Source organism: Streptococcus mitis (genome assembly GCF_000722695.1).
Classification (GTDB): domain Bacteria; phylum Bacillota; class Bacilli; order Lactobacillales; family Streptococcaceae; genus Streptococcus; species Streptococcus mitis_O.
Map to the genome: position 1 here is coordinate 309192 of NZ_JPFU01000013.1, position 14088 is coordinate 323279.

14 protein-coding genes are annotated in these 14088 nt (G+C 39.2%); 4 read left to right on the plus strand and 10 right to left on the minus strand.

Annotation, left to right across the window (positions count from 1 at the left end; genetic code table 11):
- Window positions 1–76 precede the first annotated feature (76 nt).
- The 9 genes from SK629_RS06795 to SK629_RS06835 all read right to left on the minus strand — a co-directional run bounded on the left by SK629_RS06795 (window position 77) and on the right by SK629_RS06835 (window position 8156).
- On the minus strand, window positions 77–886 hold the full coding sequence (locus SK629_RS06795; protein WP_042901154.1) for a purine-nucleoside phosphorylase: 810 nt from the start codon (window positions 884–886) through the stop codon (window positions 77–79).
- A complete protein-coding gene (locus tag SK629_RS06800; protein WP_042901155.1) occupies window positions 883–1443 on the minus strand; it encodes a DUF1697 domain-containing protein in 561 nt (186 codons plus the stop codon). Before SK629_RS06800 ends, SK629_RS06795 begins: the two co-directional genes overlap by 4 nt.
- Before the next feature lies 1 nt (window position 1444).
- Window positions 1445–2656 (minus strand): phosphopentomutase, encoded by a 1212-nt coding sequence (locus tag SK629_RS06805; protein WP_042901157.1) that lies wholly within the window; start codon window positions 2654–2656, stop codon window positions 1445–1447.
- A gap of 13 nt (window positions 2657–2669) precedes the next feature.
- Window positions 2670–3353, minus strand: coding sequence for a ribose-5-phosphate isomerase RpiA (gene rpiA, locus SK629_RS06810; RefSeq protein WP_042901158.1), 684 nt, complete (start codon window positions 3351–3353; stop codon window positions 2670–2672).
- 509 nt (window positions 3354–3862) lie between these two features.
- Entirely contained in the window at window positions 3863–4729 is an 867-nt protein-coding gene (locus SK629_RS06815; protein WP_042901160.1) for an NAD(P)H-hydrate dehydratase, read from the minus strand.
- Window positions 4730–4743: 14 nt separating this feature from the next.
- Window positions 4744–5565, minus strand: coding sequence for a hypothetical protein (locus SK629_RS06820; protein WP_042901161.1), 822 nt, complete (start codon window positions 5563–5565; stop codon window positions 4744–4746).
- Window positions 5566–5703: 138 nt separating this feature from the next.
- Window positions 5704–6561: a bifunctional methylenetetrahydrofolate dehydrogenase/methenyltetrahydrofolate cyclohydrolase gene (locus tag SK629_RS06825; RefSeq protein ID WP_042901162.1), complete on the minus strand. Its 858-nt coding sequence runs from the start codon at window positions 6559–6561 to the stop codon at window positions 5704–5706.
- A 177-nt stretch (window positions 6562–6738) separates the two neighbouring features.
- On the minus strand, window positions 6739–7473 hold the full coding sequence (locus tag SK629_RS06830) for an amino acid ABC transporter ATP-binding protein (protein WP_042901163.1): 735 nt from the start codon (window positions 7471–7473) through the stop codon (window positions 6739–6741).
- Entirely contained in the window at window positions 7473–8156 is a 684-nt protein-coding gene (locus tag SK629_RS06835; RefSeq protein ID WP_042901164.1) for an amino acid ABC transporter permease, read from the minus strand. The genes SK629_RS06830 and SK629_RS06835 overlap by 1 nt, the downstream gene beginning before the upstream one ends.
- A gap of 190 nt (window positions 8157–8346) precedes the next feature.
- Between SK629_RS06835 and SK629_RS06840 the strand changes: the two genes are divergently transcribed.
- The 4 genes from SK629_RS06840 to SK629_RS06860 all read left to right on the plus strand — a co-directional run bounded on the left by SK629_RS06840 (window position 8347) and on the right by SK629_RS06860 (window position 12156).
- A complete protein-coding gene (locus SK629_RS06840) occupies window positions 8347–8577 on the plus strand; it encodes a DUF1797 family protein (RefSeq protein WP_000443570.1) in 231 nt (76 codons plus the stop codon).
- 229 nt (window positions 8578–8806) lie between these two features.
- A complete protein-coding gene (locus SK629_RS06845; RefSeq protein WP_042901165.1) occupies window positions 8807–11065 on the plus strand; it encodes an ATP-dependent Clp protease ATP-binding subunit in 2259 nt (752 codons plus the stop codon).
- 129 nt (window positions 11066–11194) lie between these two features.
- Complete coding sequence (locus tag SK629_RS06850) at window positions 11195–11647, plus strand: NUDIX hydrolase (RefSeq protein ID WP_042901167.1); 453 nt, start codon at window positions 11195–11197, stop codon at window positions 11645–11647.
- A 209-nt stretch (window positions 11648–11856) separates the two neighbouring features.
- A complete protein-coding gene (locus tag SK629_RS06860) occupies window positions 11857–12156 on the plus strand; it encodes a DUF1827 family protein (protein WP_042901168.1) in 300 nt (99 codons plus the stop codon).
- Window positions 12157–12325: 169 nt separating this feature from the next.
- Here the strand turns inward: SK629_RS06860 and ezrA are convergent, their stop codons facing one another.
- On the minus strand, window positions 12326–14053 hold the full coding sequence (ezrA, locus tag SK629_RS06865) for a septation ring formation regulator EzrA (RefSeq protein ID WP_042901169.1): 1728 nt from the start codon (window positions 14051–14053) through the stop codon (window positions 12326–12328).
- Window positions 14054–14088: the final 35 nt, after the last annotated feature.

Consider the following 14088-nt stretch of genomic DNA (forward strand, 5'->3'; position numbering starts at 1 on the left):
TATAATTCTATATAGAAGTTAAGTATTTCATTCATCTTCTACTTTATAGAGAAGTTTTCACACTTATTTTTCTTTCTCATAGTGCTGCAAGAATCGCTTTCAGCAAGCCTTTGAAATCGCCTTTGACACGTTCAGTTACTTCTACAACTTCCTCGTGGTTGAGTTCTTCTTGGAAACCAGCCGCAAAGTTAGTAATACATGAAATTCCTAGAACTTTCAAGCCTGAGTGGGCTGCCACAATAACTTCAGGAACAGTAGACATACCAACTGCATCTGCTCCCAATGCCTTATAAGCACGAATCTCTGCTGGTGTCTCATAAGTCGGACCAGTTACACCGATATAGACACCTTCATCAAGCTTGATACCAAGTTTCTTAGCCACTTCATGGGCAGTAGCACGGTATTCTGGTGTGTAGGCTTTAGACATATCAGGAAAACGAGGACCAAAATCATCCAAGTTTTCCCCCATCAATGGGTTTTGCCCCGTCATATTGATATGGTCTGAGATAGCCATCAAAGTACCAGGACCAAAACTAATACCACCAGCTGCATTGGTTACAATGACACCTTCACATCCGAGAACTTTCATCACACGTACTGGAAAAGTCACGACTTCCAGAGGATTTCCTTCGTAGAAATGGAAACGACCTTGAAGAGCCAAGACCTTGCGACCTGCCAGTTCACCATATACCAATTTACCAGCGTGACCAACTACTGTTGAACGGCCCCAGTTTGGAATCTCAGCATAGTCTACTACAACTGGATGTTCAATTTCTTCTGCCAGTTCTCCAAGTCCTGACCCAAGGATTAGACCGAACTCAGGCGCTTGGATTCCCTTTTCTTTCAGGAAAGCAGCTGTTTCATTGATTTTGTCTAAAAATGTCATTGTGTGTCTCCTTTATTATTTTTTAGCAATTGACCGATTTTGTCAAAAGTTTTTGCATTGCGAATGGTAATGTGGCGATATAAAGGCATCTTGAGCAGGTGCTTATGATAGGCAGTCTTAGAGTAGGATTCTTCAGAAAATTTCCCCCAGAAAATCCCAAGTTTTCCAAAATGAAGCACTTCATCTTTCAGCTCTAAACTTTTAACCGTCTCGATGACTTGCTCCACATCCAAGCCCTCAGTGTAAAAGAGGACGTCTTTTCGTGCCAAGTCTTTGTTCCACCAAGCTGGTAGCTTTTCAAGTTCTTCTTCATAGTCTTCTTGACTCAGTAAAGAAAAACTTTGAATAAATGAATAATGGACTTCAAAGAAAACTTCTAATTTTTCAACTAATTGAGCTTTGGGGGCTATCGAAGTGAAGAAAATATTGCCACTGTTGATGTAGCTTTCAACCTTTTCCAGTCCCAAGTCTGTCAATTCTTGCCGAAGCTCCGCCATGACAATCTTATTCTTGCCACCAACATTAATGCCCCGAACAAGTAAAGCATAGCGTTTCATCTTACACCAATTTATCTAAGAAACTTTCCCCAATCATGGCAGTTTCAACACCAAAGTTATCCGCAACTGTCGCTGAGATATCTGCAAAATGTCCGACTGGAATAACACCATTTCCTTTAAAGGCAGGGCTGTAGGCCAACAATGGAATATATTCACGAGTGTGGTCTGTTCCTGCGTAAGTTGGGTCATTGCCATGATCCGCAGTAATCAAGAGTAGGTCATTTTCTCGCATAGCTGCGATAATTTCAGGTAAGCGTTCATCAAACTCATGCAAGCAATCACGGTAACCATGAGCATTGCGACGGTGACCGTAAAGGGCATCAAAGTCAACCAAGTTTGTGAATGAGAATCCTTTTTCAAACTCAGTAAGTGCCATAGTCTTCAATAGTGTATCAATCCCATGGCTATTTGACTTATTGTGACCCATGTCGTGGTTGATACCAGCACCGTTAAAGATATCATTGATTTTACCAACAGCGTAAGTATCGATACCAGCCTCGTTCAATTTATCCAAAACAGTCGGTGCAAATGGAGATACTGCCAAGTCACGACGGTTTGCTGTGCGAGTGAAGTTACCAGGCTCACCTACATAAGGACGAGCAATGATACGACCGAGAAGGGCTGGACGCTCAAGGGTAATCGAACGTGCATATTCACAGATACGGTACAATTCATCCAGAGGAATGATGTCTTCATGAGCAGCAATCTGCAAAACAGGATCTGCTGAAGTATAGATAATCAACTCTCCAGTTTCCATCTGACGTGGTCCAAAGTCATCGATAACGGCTGTTCCTGAGTAAGGTTTGTTGGCTTCACGAATGACCTTGCGTCCTGAAAATTCTTCGATTTTTGTCAAGATTTCTTCTGGGAATCCGTTCCAGAAAGTATCGAAGGGCTCAGTAATGTTGAGTCCCATTATTTCCCAGTGACCAGTCATCGTATCTTTACCAAGAGATACTTCTTCCAATTTTGTTGCATACCCTGTTGGATTGCTTTCAGCTGGTACAGTCTTCAGAGGAGTTTCACGAGGAATATTTCCTAGACCGATTTTAGCCATGTTTGGCACATTCAAACCAACTGTTTTTGAAATGTGTCCCAGTGTGTCAGAAGCTCCATCTGGAACCCCTGCATTGACAAAGTTATTAGCATCTGGTGCAGCACCGATTCCTACAGAATCTAATACTACCAAATGAATACGATTAAATTTTGACATAGTGTATCTCCTTCTATTTTCCTTTTCTTGAGGTTAAAATCTGAATCCCGTCTCGTCCAGCAACAATAACCTTATCCACCATTTTGTTGAATAAGCCGTGCTCTACGACACCAACAACTTGGTCCAATTCTTGCCCAAAGGTAATTGGATCTTCGATGACATCCAAGGCTAAGTCAATGATAAAGTTCTGCATATCCGTCACAAAACGGTGGCCGTCTTTTTCACGGAAACTTGGTTTGTAGCCAGCTCGCTCAAAACGACGGAAAAGCTGTTCTGCACCATATTGAACCACTTCCACAGGCAATTTAAAAGCACCTAGTTTGTCTACCAGCTTGCTTTCATCCACCACCCAAATGTATTCTTTTGAGGGCGTTGCGACAACCTTCTCCATGAGAAGGGCACCACCACCGCCTTTGATTCCATTAAACTGACTATCCACTTCATCCGCGCCATCAACCGTCACATCAACCAAATCTACTTGGTCAATAGACTTGAGCGGAATATTAAGCCCTTCAGCCTGTTTACTAGTCACGCTAGAAGTCGTTACGGCTGTAATCTGCAAACCTTCTTCCTTAATCCGACGACCGATTTCTTCAACAAAATAATAGGCAGTAGAGCCAGTACCCAATCCTACTACCATGCCATCCTTGACAAACTCAGCAGCCTTGATGCCTGCCATTTTCTTCAGATTTTCCACTCAAACACCTCCACTAAAGAGCTACCTTCATTATATCATGTATACCTTTATTATTCAAAAGTTGGAAACATCAAATATTCTATTTTCAGTAACATTAAAACAAGAAAATAAGATTAAAAATATTTTCATTTCAGAAATTCTTTATTATAATTTTTAAAAATTTGTAAAATGAATATAAAAAGCAATTAAACAAGAACATTCATTGTTATAAAACTATTTCCGTTTCTTTTTTCCATTTGAACTATTTTTCCAAAAATTTCTCATAATTGACCTCCTGTAATACAAAAAATGATTAAATAGAGACATAAATAAAATAGGGAACATATTTGGTAAAGTAAAGGTCTTTAAAATTTTTTCAACAAACTATCGAAGTTGAAGTAAAAGGTTTGGATTGAAAATGAATCTGATTATGAAAATGATTGGTTTCAAAATTATAAAAACACATATTATCAGGTATAAAAAACTTGATATTATGCGTTTTATCTTAAAAAAATTTCTAAATTTCCCACTCAAATTAAGTTCTCCCTCAGTCTATTTTTAGATATTTTATTCATTACTTTAGGAAGACAATTACTAATCTCCGTCGGCAAGACCACATAATGTTCTTGAGCTAGTTCTTGGGCTATGGCTGAATGAATATGAGTCGCTACTGCCACACGTTCATAAAGACTGGCCTGTCGGAATTGGCCTGCAAATCCTGCAATCATTCCAGCAAGAGTATCTCCCATTCCCCCAGTCGCCTGATAGGGACCACCAACCTGTAACTGGTAATAATCAGACTGGCCAGCTTGCCAAATACGAGTAGCTGAACCTTTTTCAACTAAAATCGTTCCTTGAGGGAAGGAAGTCAGGCCACTAGCCGTTGCATCTTCCTTTTGCTTTTCAATAGGAATACCAGACAGTTTTTCCCATTCTTTTTGATGGGGAGTTAAGATAAACTGGTTAGACGGAAATGACAAACTTGTTCTAGCAAGGATGGTTAAGGCCCCTCCGTCTACAATCAAAATCTGATTCTGTCTTAGGCTAGTAAAGACCTGTTTGACTAGTTCTTCTCCAAAATCATTGTCTCCTAAACCAGGTCCCACTAAGACAACTTCTGCCTTATCCAGCTGCTCTTTTAATAATTGCTGGTCTTGAAGAGCAAAGGCCATAGCCTCAGGTAAATGACTGTGCAGAGCAGGGATATTTTTCCTATCCATTCCAACAGTCACCAATCCTGCCCCACTTTTAACAGCTGCAATGGCTGACATGATGATAGCTCCCCCATAAGGATAAGTCCCACCCAGCAAGAGCAGACGACCGTAGTCTCCTTTATGACTGGTACGAGAACGTTCAATAATGACTTTTTCTAGTAAGGCTTGATCAATCACTTTCATCGTTTTTTCCTCAACTATCCTTTATCTGATTGTTTTAAAACAACTTGATAGACTTTCTTAGTCCACTTTTCTAAGTCTTCTCCAGCATAGTCAAGATAATGCACCCTATCTTGTATTTTAGTTGGAATAATATTTTCAAATTGGCTCTTATTATGAGTTGGAATAATGCAAATATACAACTCACTAAATAAATTCAACATGTCCTTAATTTTTGCAACATGGTAGCCATCAAACATATAACCTGGTGCTTGAATTAATTCTTCATACAGAAAATGAAAACTAACGCCAGGAATGAACTTTTCTTGCAATTCCTCCTCAGACGGTGCCCGTTCTAACAAACGCTCCATCGCTAATCGATAACCAGAACTTGTATTTGACCACCCTAACATGACATAGTCAAAATAATCTATCGGATCCGATGCAGCATTTCTACTATCCAAAACCAACTCCTCAGCATCTCGCCCAAAGGCTTTCACAGCAGATAAGAGCTGACCTGTTTTAAAGATAGAAATCGCTGCATCTATAGTCGTAGTATGACTACAGTAGTCTGAAGTCACTAACCTCTTATGTAGATCATAAGTCGAGGCTACTCTTTTATCTGTAGGGGTAAATGGTGGCAGAAAGGGATGCTGACAGATGTAATCTAAAATTTCTTTTTTTAAACAAGAATCATCACACTCAATACTTGTTTGACGTTTATGAAGTTTTTCGTAAGCTATAAATTTTGCAATTTTTTCTAATTCCCACTCTTGAATATTTGGATAATCAATTAGTGCTAAGTAGTATATTCCATCCCATTGTAAACTATATTCCCCATTATAAATTTTTAAAATCATCTAATCACCTCACTCCATTATACAACAAAAAGGAGGCCCAGACCTCCTTTTGTAATCTTATATCCAAAATTTAATATTCATTTCTGCCATTTTTGATATAGCTATAGAAAATACACTATCTTCAGCGAATTTTTTCTCTTATTTTCTATTCAATGTCCGAAGTGCTGCTTGATAAGTTTGCTCCATGAGCATAGTAATGGTCATAGGGCCGACACCTCCAGGAACTGGTGTGATGTGGCTAGCAAGTGGTGCAACGGCATCATAGTCAACATCTCCACAGAGCTTGCCATTTTCATCGCGGTTCATACCGACATCAATGACAACCGCACCTGGTTTGACAAAGTCAGCAGTCACAAACTTAGCACGACCGATTGCGACCACAAGAATATCCGCTTTTACAGCAACCTTAGCGAGATTATGTGTGCGTGAGTGGGTCAAGGTCACTGTTGCATTCTTGGCCAAAAGAAGCTGGGCCATAGGTTTTCCAACGATATTGGAACGACCTATGACGACCGCATTTTTACCTTCCAAATCAATCCCATATTCATGAAACATCTCCATAATCCCTGCGGGTGTTGATGGAATCATGACTGGATGTCCAGACCAAAGGCGTCCCATATTTAGAGGATGGAAACCATCCACATCCTTTTCTGGATCAATGGCCAATAGAACTGCCTCTTCATCAATGTGCTTTGGTAATGGCAACTGAACCAAAATCCCATGCCAAGCTGGATCTTGATTGTATTTAGCAATCAGGTCTAACAATTCCGCTTGGGTAATGGTCTCTGGAACTCGCACTACTTCGCTACGGAAACCAGCCGCAAGAGCAGAACGTTCCTTGTTACGAACATAGACTTGGCTGGCTGGATTGTCCCCAACCAAAATCACTACCAAACCAGGCACTAGACCTGTTTCTTCCTTTAATTTTGCAGTCTTTTCAGCCAACTGCCCCTGCAATTTGGCCGCTAAAGCTTTCCCATCAATAATCCGTGTCATATCAATTCTCTTTTCTTTCAAATATCTTCCATTATACCAAAAACTGCCAGTACCCTCTAACACTTCTTTCCTAGGCAATCTTATAGTTTCAAACTATAAGAAAAAGCTCTGGTTGAGCTTTTCATTAATCTATATTTTATATGTAAAGTTGACTACAAATAACTAAACAAAGCTAACTTATAAAACCTTACTCAAGAAGTCTTTAGTCCGTTGTTCTTGGGTTTGTTCAAAAATCTGTTCTGGTGTTCCGTCTTCAACAACCACACCGTCTGCCATAAAGATGACACGATCTGCCACCTCACGAGCAAATCCCATCTCATGTGTTACGATAACCATAGTCATCCCTGATTTGGCAAGGTCTTGCATAACAGCCAGTACCTCTCCTACCATTTCAGGGTCCAAGGCTGAGGTTGGCTCGTCAAAGAGCAAAACATCTGGTTCCATGGCCAAACCACGCGCGATGGCAATCCGTTGTTGCTGCCCACCTGACAAACTCTGTGGGTAAGCGTCTGCCTTATCTGGCAAACCAACTTTTTCCAAAAGCTCTTGGGCTCTCTTCTCAGCCACTATCTTGCTCTCACCTTTGGTCTTGATAGGTGACAAGGTAATATTTTCCATCACAGTCATATTAGGAAAGAGATTGAATTGTTGGAAAACCATGCCCATCTTCTCACGCATGGCAAAGAGGTCATTCTTCTTGTCCGTAATATCGACTCCCTCAAAGATAACCTTCCCCTTGGTCGCTTCTTCCAACAAATTCATAGAGCGAAGCAAGGTAGATTTCCCGCTCCCTGAAGGACCGATGATAACGACAACTTCTCCTCTTTTAATCTCGAGGTTGATGCCCTTCAATACTTCATTCTTTCCAAAGGATTTATGTAAATTTTCAATTTTTATCAAGGTTTCTGTCATTATTTCTTATCTCCTTGTCCCATACGTTTTTCAAAAGCTTTCAAGGCCACTGTCAAAATAGAAGTCATAATCAAGTAGTAAAATGCAGCAAATAAAAGTGGTGTTAAAGGTAAATAGGTTGTTGTAGAAACTGTTGTAGCCCCGTTCCACAACTCCATGACACCGATAGCTGATAAGAGGGAGCTGTCCTTGATAATAGTGATAAATTCGTTCCCCAAAGCTGGCAAGATATTTTTGATAGCTTGTGGCAAAATCACATATCTCATAGCGTTTTTAGGACGAATCCCTAGCGAATAAGCCGCTTCTAGCTGACCTTTTGGAACCGCATTAATCCCAGCACGAACAGTCTCAGAAACATAAGCACCACTGTTCATAGAGATAATCAAAATCCCTGGAATCAAGCGAGAAAGATCAACACCCAAAATCCCAACCTGAATAGTCGGAGCATTGATATGCATAAGAGCAAAGGAAATCATAATCTGAACCATCATCGGTGTCCCACGGAAAATCCAAACGTACAAGTTGGCGAGCCAAACAAGCGGTTTAAACTTTGAACGTTGCCCAAAAGCCAAGACAACACCCAAAATAGTTCCCAAAAAGACAACACAGATAGAAATGAGAACCGTTACAACAGCCCCATAGTTAAAATAAGGTAAATACTTAGGTAAAAAAGAAAAATTCATAGTCACACTGCTTTCTAAAATAGAATACTGTATGATTATAACATGATTTGAATTAAAATTCAAATCTTTTGTCTAATTTATTCAAAAAATCTTTAAGCTGGTAGAATTAGCGAGAAATCTTAGTTTTTTCTAGTCAAGTTGACCTCCTTTATGGTAAAATAGTAATGATAAGAAATGAAGGAGAATCAAAATGGAATCACATTTGGTTAGAATCATCAACCGCCTTGAAGCAATGGCAAAAGACGGCGGAAATTTAAAACGTAATTTTGAACGCGAAGGAGTTGTTGTTGCAGAAGTTGCATACAGCCACGACGAAGAAAACGGTTCAATTTTTACCCTTCGTGATGTAGAAGCTCGCGAAACGTATACTTTTGACAGCATTGACTTAATCGCAATGGAGATTTACGAACTCCTCTACTAATCTAAAACAAGCTGGGATTGCCCTTGCATGTCTAACCAAAATCCTTTTTGTCTCACAAATAGGATTTTTTTATAGTCCTATTTCACAAAGATTTTCATTGTAACAACTTCTCAAAGCTGCAATCTTTTTACTTGCTTTACATCCCAATCCTGTTATAATGAGAGTATAGAAATTTGACTATTTTTGACCTTTAACCAGGTCAGGCTAAAGAAAGAAATGAGGTAGATGTATGCTTTGTCAAAACTGTAAAATCAACGACTCAACAATTCATCTTTACACCAATCTCAATGGAAAACAAAAACAAATTGACCTCTGTCAAAACTGCTACAAGATTATCAAGACTGATCCTAACAACAGTCTCTTTAAAGGTATGACAGATTTGAACAATCGTGACTTCGATCCCTTTGGTGATTTCTTCAATGATCTAAACAATTTCAGACCTTCTAGCAATACTCCTCCTATTCCCCCAACCCAATCAGGTGGAGGTTACGGTGGAAACGGCGGTTATGGTTCCCAAAATCGTGGATCTGCTCAAACTCCACCCCCAAGCCAAGAAAAAGGCCTGCTAGAAGAATTTGGTATCAATGTAACTGAGATTGCTCGTCGTGGCGATATCGACCCCGTTATTGGACGCGATGATGAGATTATCCGTGTCATCGAAATTCTCAATCGTAGAACTAAGAATAATCCTGTTCTTATCGGTGAACCAGGTGTCGGAAAAACGGCTGTTGTCGAAGGTCTAGCTCAGAAAATCGTTGATGGAGATGTTCCGCATAAACTCCAAGGTAAACAAGTCATCCGTCTAGATGTGGTTAGCCTAGTTCAAGGAACGGGTATCCGTGGACAATTTGAAGAACGCATGCAAAAACTCATGGAAGAAATTCGCAAACGTGAGGATATCATCCTCTTTATCGATGAAATCCATGAAATTGTCGGTGCTGGTTCTGCAGGCGATGGCAATATGGACGCAGGAAATATCCTCAAACCCGCCCTTGCTCGTGGGGAACTGCAACTGGTCGGTGCCACTACACTCAATGAGTACCGTATCATTGAAAAAGATGCTGCTCTTGAGCGTCGTATGCAGCCTGTCAAAGTCGATGAACCAACCGTGGAAGAAACAATCATTATCCTCAAAGGGATTCAAAAGAAATACGAAGACTATCACCACGTTCACTATACCGATGCTGCAATTGAAGCAGCTGCAACTCTTTCCAATCGTTATATCCAAGATCGTTTCTTACCAGATAAAGCGATCGACCTTCTGGATGAAGCCGGATCTAAGATGAACTTGACCTTAAACTTTGTAGATCCAAAAGTAATTGATCAACGCTTGATTGAAGCTGAAAATCTCAAGTCTCAAGCTACACGAGATGAAGATTTTGAAAAAGCTGCCTATTTCCGTGATCAGATTGCAAAATATAAGGAAATGCAAAAGAAAAAGGTCACAGACCAAGATACGCCTATCATCAGCGAGAAAACAATTGAACATATTATCGAGCAAAAAACAAATATCCCTGTTGGCGATCTTAAAGAAAAAGAACAGTCTCAGCTCATCCATCTTGCTGAAGACCTAAAAGCTCATGTTATTGGACAGGACGAGGCTGTAGATAAAATTGCGAAAGCTATCCGCCGTAATCGTGTGGGACTCGGTACTCCTAATCGTCCAATCGGTAGTTTCCTCTTTGTTGGGCCAACTGGTGTCGGAAAAACAGAGCTTTCTAAACAGCTTGCCATTGAACTCTTTGGTTCTTCTGACAGTATGATTCGCTTTGATATGAGTGAATATATGGAAAAACACAGTGTAGCGAAATTAGTTGGTGCCCCTCCAGGTTATGTTGGCTACGATGAGGCTGGGCAATTAACTGAAAAAGTTCGCCGCAATCCATATTCTCTTATTCTCTTGGATGAAGTAGAGAAAGCCCATCCAGATGTTATGCACATGTTCCTCCAGGTCTTGGACGATGGTCGTTTAACAGATGGGCAAGGACGCACCGTTAGCTTCAAGGACGCAATCATCATCATGACTTCAAATGCTGGGACTGGAAAAGCCGAAGCTAGCGTTGGATTTGGGGCAGCTCGCGAAGGACGTACCAACTCTGTTCTTGGTGAACTCGGTAACTTCTTTAGCCCAGAGTTTATGAACCGTTTTGATGGTATTATCGAATTTAAGGCTCTCAGCAAGGATAACCTCCTTCAGATTGTCGAGCTTATGCTAGCAGACGTTAACAAGCGCCTTTCTAGCAACAATATTCATTTAGATGTAACTGAAAAGGTCAAGGAAAAATTAGTTGACCTCGGTTATGATCCAAAAATGGGAGCACGCCCACTTCGTCGTACTATTCAAGACTATATTGAAGACGCAATCACTGACTACTACCTTGAAAATCCAAGCGAAAAAGACCTAAAGGCAGTGATGACTAGCAAGGGAAACATTCAGATTAAGTCTGCCAAAAAAGCTGAAGTAAAAACTTCTGAAAAAGAAGTATAAATCCTATAGAAAAGGAGTAGAAAATGAAAATTTTCTGCTCTTTTTTACTAAAATAACTATAAGTTCTTGACAGCTCAGCCTTTGTCCATTAAGATAATAATAAAGATAATAGATAATGAGGAAAATGCAATGGCAAACCCAACTTTTGGAGAAAAGAAAGCAAATACAGACTATGTTGCACGCTATGGAGTGTATGCAGTTATCCCTGACGCTGAACAAAAACAAATTGTTCTTGTTCAAGCACCAAATGGTGCTTGGTTCCTACCAGGTGGCGAAATTGAAGCAGGTGAAAACCATCAAGAAGCCCTAAAGCGTGAATTGATTGAAGAGCTTGGCTTTACAGCTGAAATTGGTAGCTATTACGGACAAGCTGACGAATATTTCTACTCTCGTCACCGTGACACCTACTACTACAATCCTGCCTACCTCTATGAAGCAACTTCCTTCAAAGAAGTGCAAAAACCACTAGAAGACTTCAATCATATTTCCTGGTTCCCTATTGACGAGGCTATTGAAAATCTCAAACGTGGTAGCCATAAATGGGCCATCCAATCTTGGAAAAAACAGCATAAGATTGACTAATACTCTTCGAAAATCTCTTCAAACCACGTCAGCTTCGCCTTACCGTATATATGTGACTGACTTCGTCAGTCTTATCTACAACCTCAAAACAGTGTTTTGAGCAACCTGCGGCTAGCTTCCTAGTTTGCTCTTTGATTTTCATTGAGTATAAATCAAGCTACTTTATTTAAAAAGTGCTATAATAGAATTAGAAAATCGGAGGAAATGTTATGAAGCTTATCAATACGACAAACTCACACTCGCAACTTGTAAAAAGCCAGCTAGAGAGTACCGATGCAACCCTTGTTGAAGTTTACTCGGCAGGAAATACAGATGTTATTTTTACCCAAGCTCCGCTTCACTATGAAATCCTCATCTCAAACAAACACCGTGCTATTCGAGAAACTGAAATCGAAGCCATTCAAGAATTTTTCTTAAAACGTAAAATTGATAATGAATCCATTGATGAGGCCAATATCAAAACACTCTACTCAGAAAAATTAATTGAAATTTCGATTCCAACCAAATAAAATTTTGGAGAGATTAGAAAGCTATTGAACCTTATAAGCCAAACATAGGTTCTGATTTACTTTTTAAATCGTCTCCAATTTTTTATCTTGAGATTTTATCATAGAAGATTTTATAGACAATAAAAAGATTTGGTTCTGCTTCTCACAAAACCAAATCTTTTTTATTATGTTAGAAACGAATTGTCTCACGTGTCTTTTCATATGAAGTAACGAAACGGTTGGTTACACCAGGTTCTGCGACTTCCAAAGCTTGCGAAATCTTATCAAATGAAGCATGGTAATCAAATTCTTTTTCAAAGATTTCTAATGAGTCATTAAAGGCTTCCTGAATTCGTTCATCAAATGAGCGGTAACGATTCGAATACTGTAGTAGTTGTTCAGTCAAAGTTGCATATTTAACAATATTATAAGTTTCATCTTCAAGTACTTCCATATCATTTGTTGTAATCTCAAGTATACGGTTTACAACTTCGATATTGACCTGAGCTTCTTCTAGTTCAACCATTAACTCTTCTGTATGGTTACTTGCTGTAAAGAACAACTGTAAGAAATTTTGAGGAATACCTGGAAGATTGCGTTTCTCCATATATCTCTTGATTGTATGAAGACGATTAACATAAATATTTGCCTTTTGGCGAGCATTGATATCATCTTTTTCAATCTGAGCAAGACGTTGACTAAGTTCGACTTGTTCATCCTCAATTTCTTTCAAAGTCGCTTGTAAGTTTTCCAAACGTTCTTCAAGCAATGAATATGGCTCAGAGTGTTCCTCTTGTTCTGAAGTTAATTCTAATACAGATTCTTCCAAAGAGTCTAATTCAGTTTGCAATCTATGAACATGACTAACATCTGTTTCAGAAAATAGATAACTCTTACTTAATCGTTTAATATCTTCGACTAAAACAGCGTTACTATCTTTCATGTGTTGCAGATAAGTAGGAAGTGTTGCTACTAAACCTTCTACCACTTTCTGTGCAGCAATTTCTCTTGTAAAGATATCATAAAGTGCATTAATCTCTTCTTGGATTTGAGTATTTTCGTACTCGGCATTATCCAATTCTAGTTGCGCAATATTCTCATGATTTTTCTTAAGAGCTTCATAAAGCAATTGGAAACGCGCTTCAATATCCGTTTCAGCAAAATGATAGTTAGCATCTAAAAGCTTACGGTAACCATCTTCTAAATCTTCTAGTTGATCTGGTAGCTCTTTAGATAATGTTGTTACAACTGCTGGTATACGATCAACAATATGTGTCAAAGCCAAGATATGATTTTCAGCATTATCCAAAATCACAGCAGCTTCTACTGGGTCACCAGACGAATTTAAAGTTACAAACTGAGAAAACTCTGATTGGATATTTTCCAATTGTTTTTCAATTTCAGACAAACCTTGCCCATATTCTTCAGAATGATCAGCAACTCGATGTTGCAACTCTTCAAACAAGTCCAAGGTATGAAGAACACGTCCACTATTTTTAGACTCTTGTTTCTCCAAATCTGCCAAGGCATTGCGAATTGCTGCAATATCTTCTTCAATCAAGGTAATTTGGCTCTCGATTTGATCAATTTGATGACTAGCTTTGAAAAAACGGAATGAGTTGTTATAACCTTCTGCCTCGAAAAGATTATTTTCGATATCTGCAAAAGAGTTAAGAGATAGGTCAACCCATTTTTGGTTCCATTCACGGAAAGTCACCTGGCTTTGTCCAATCAAGTGCATGTTTTTTACAGCTTCAACTTCATCATTAACTGGAAGATTATACAGCTCTTCTTTTTTCTCTTCTAAAATTGCTAATTTACTTTCATTGCGCTTCCTTACATAGATTGCGATAGCATAGGCAATGACCAATAAAACTGCAACTGCAATTATTAAATAAATTACTAGTCTAGCAGACATATTAAACTCCTTTTTTACTTGAAACAATCGTAATG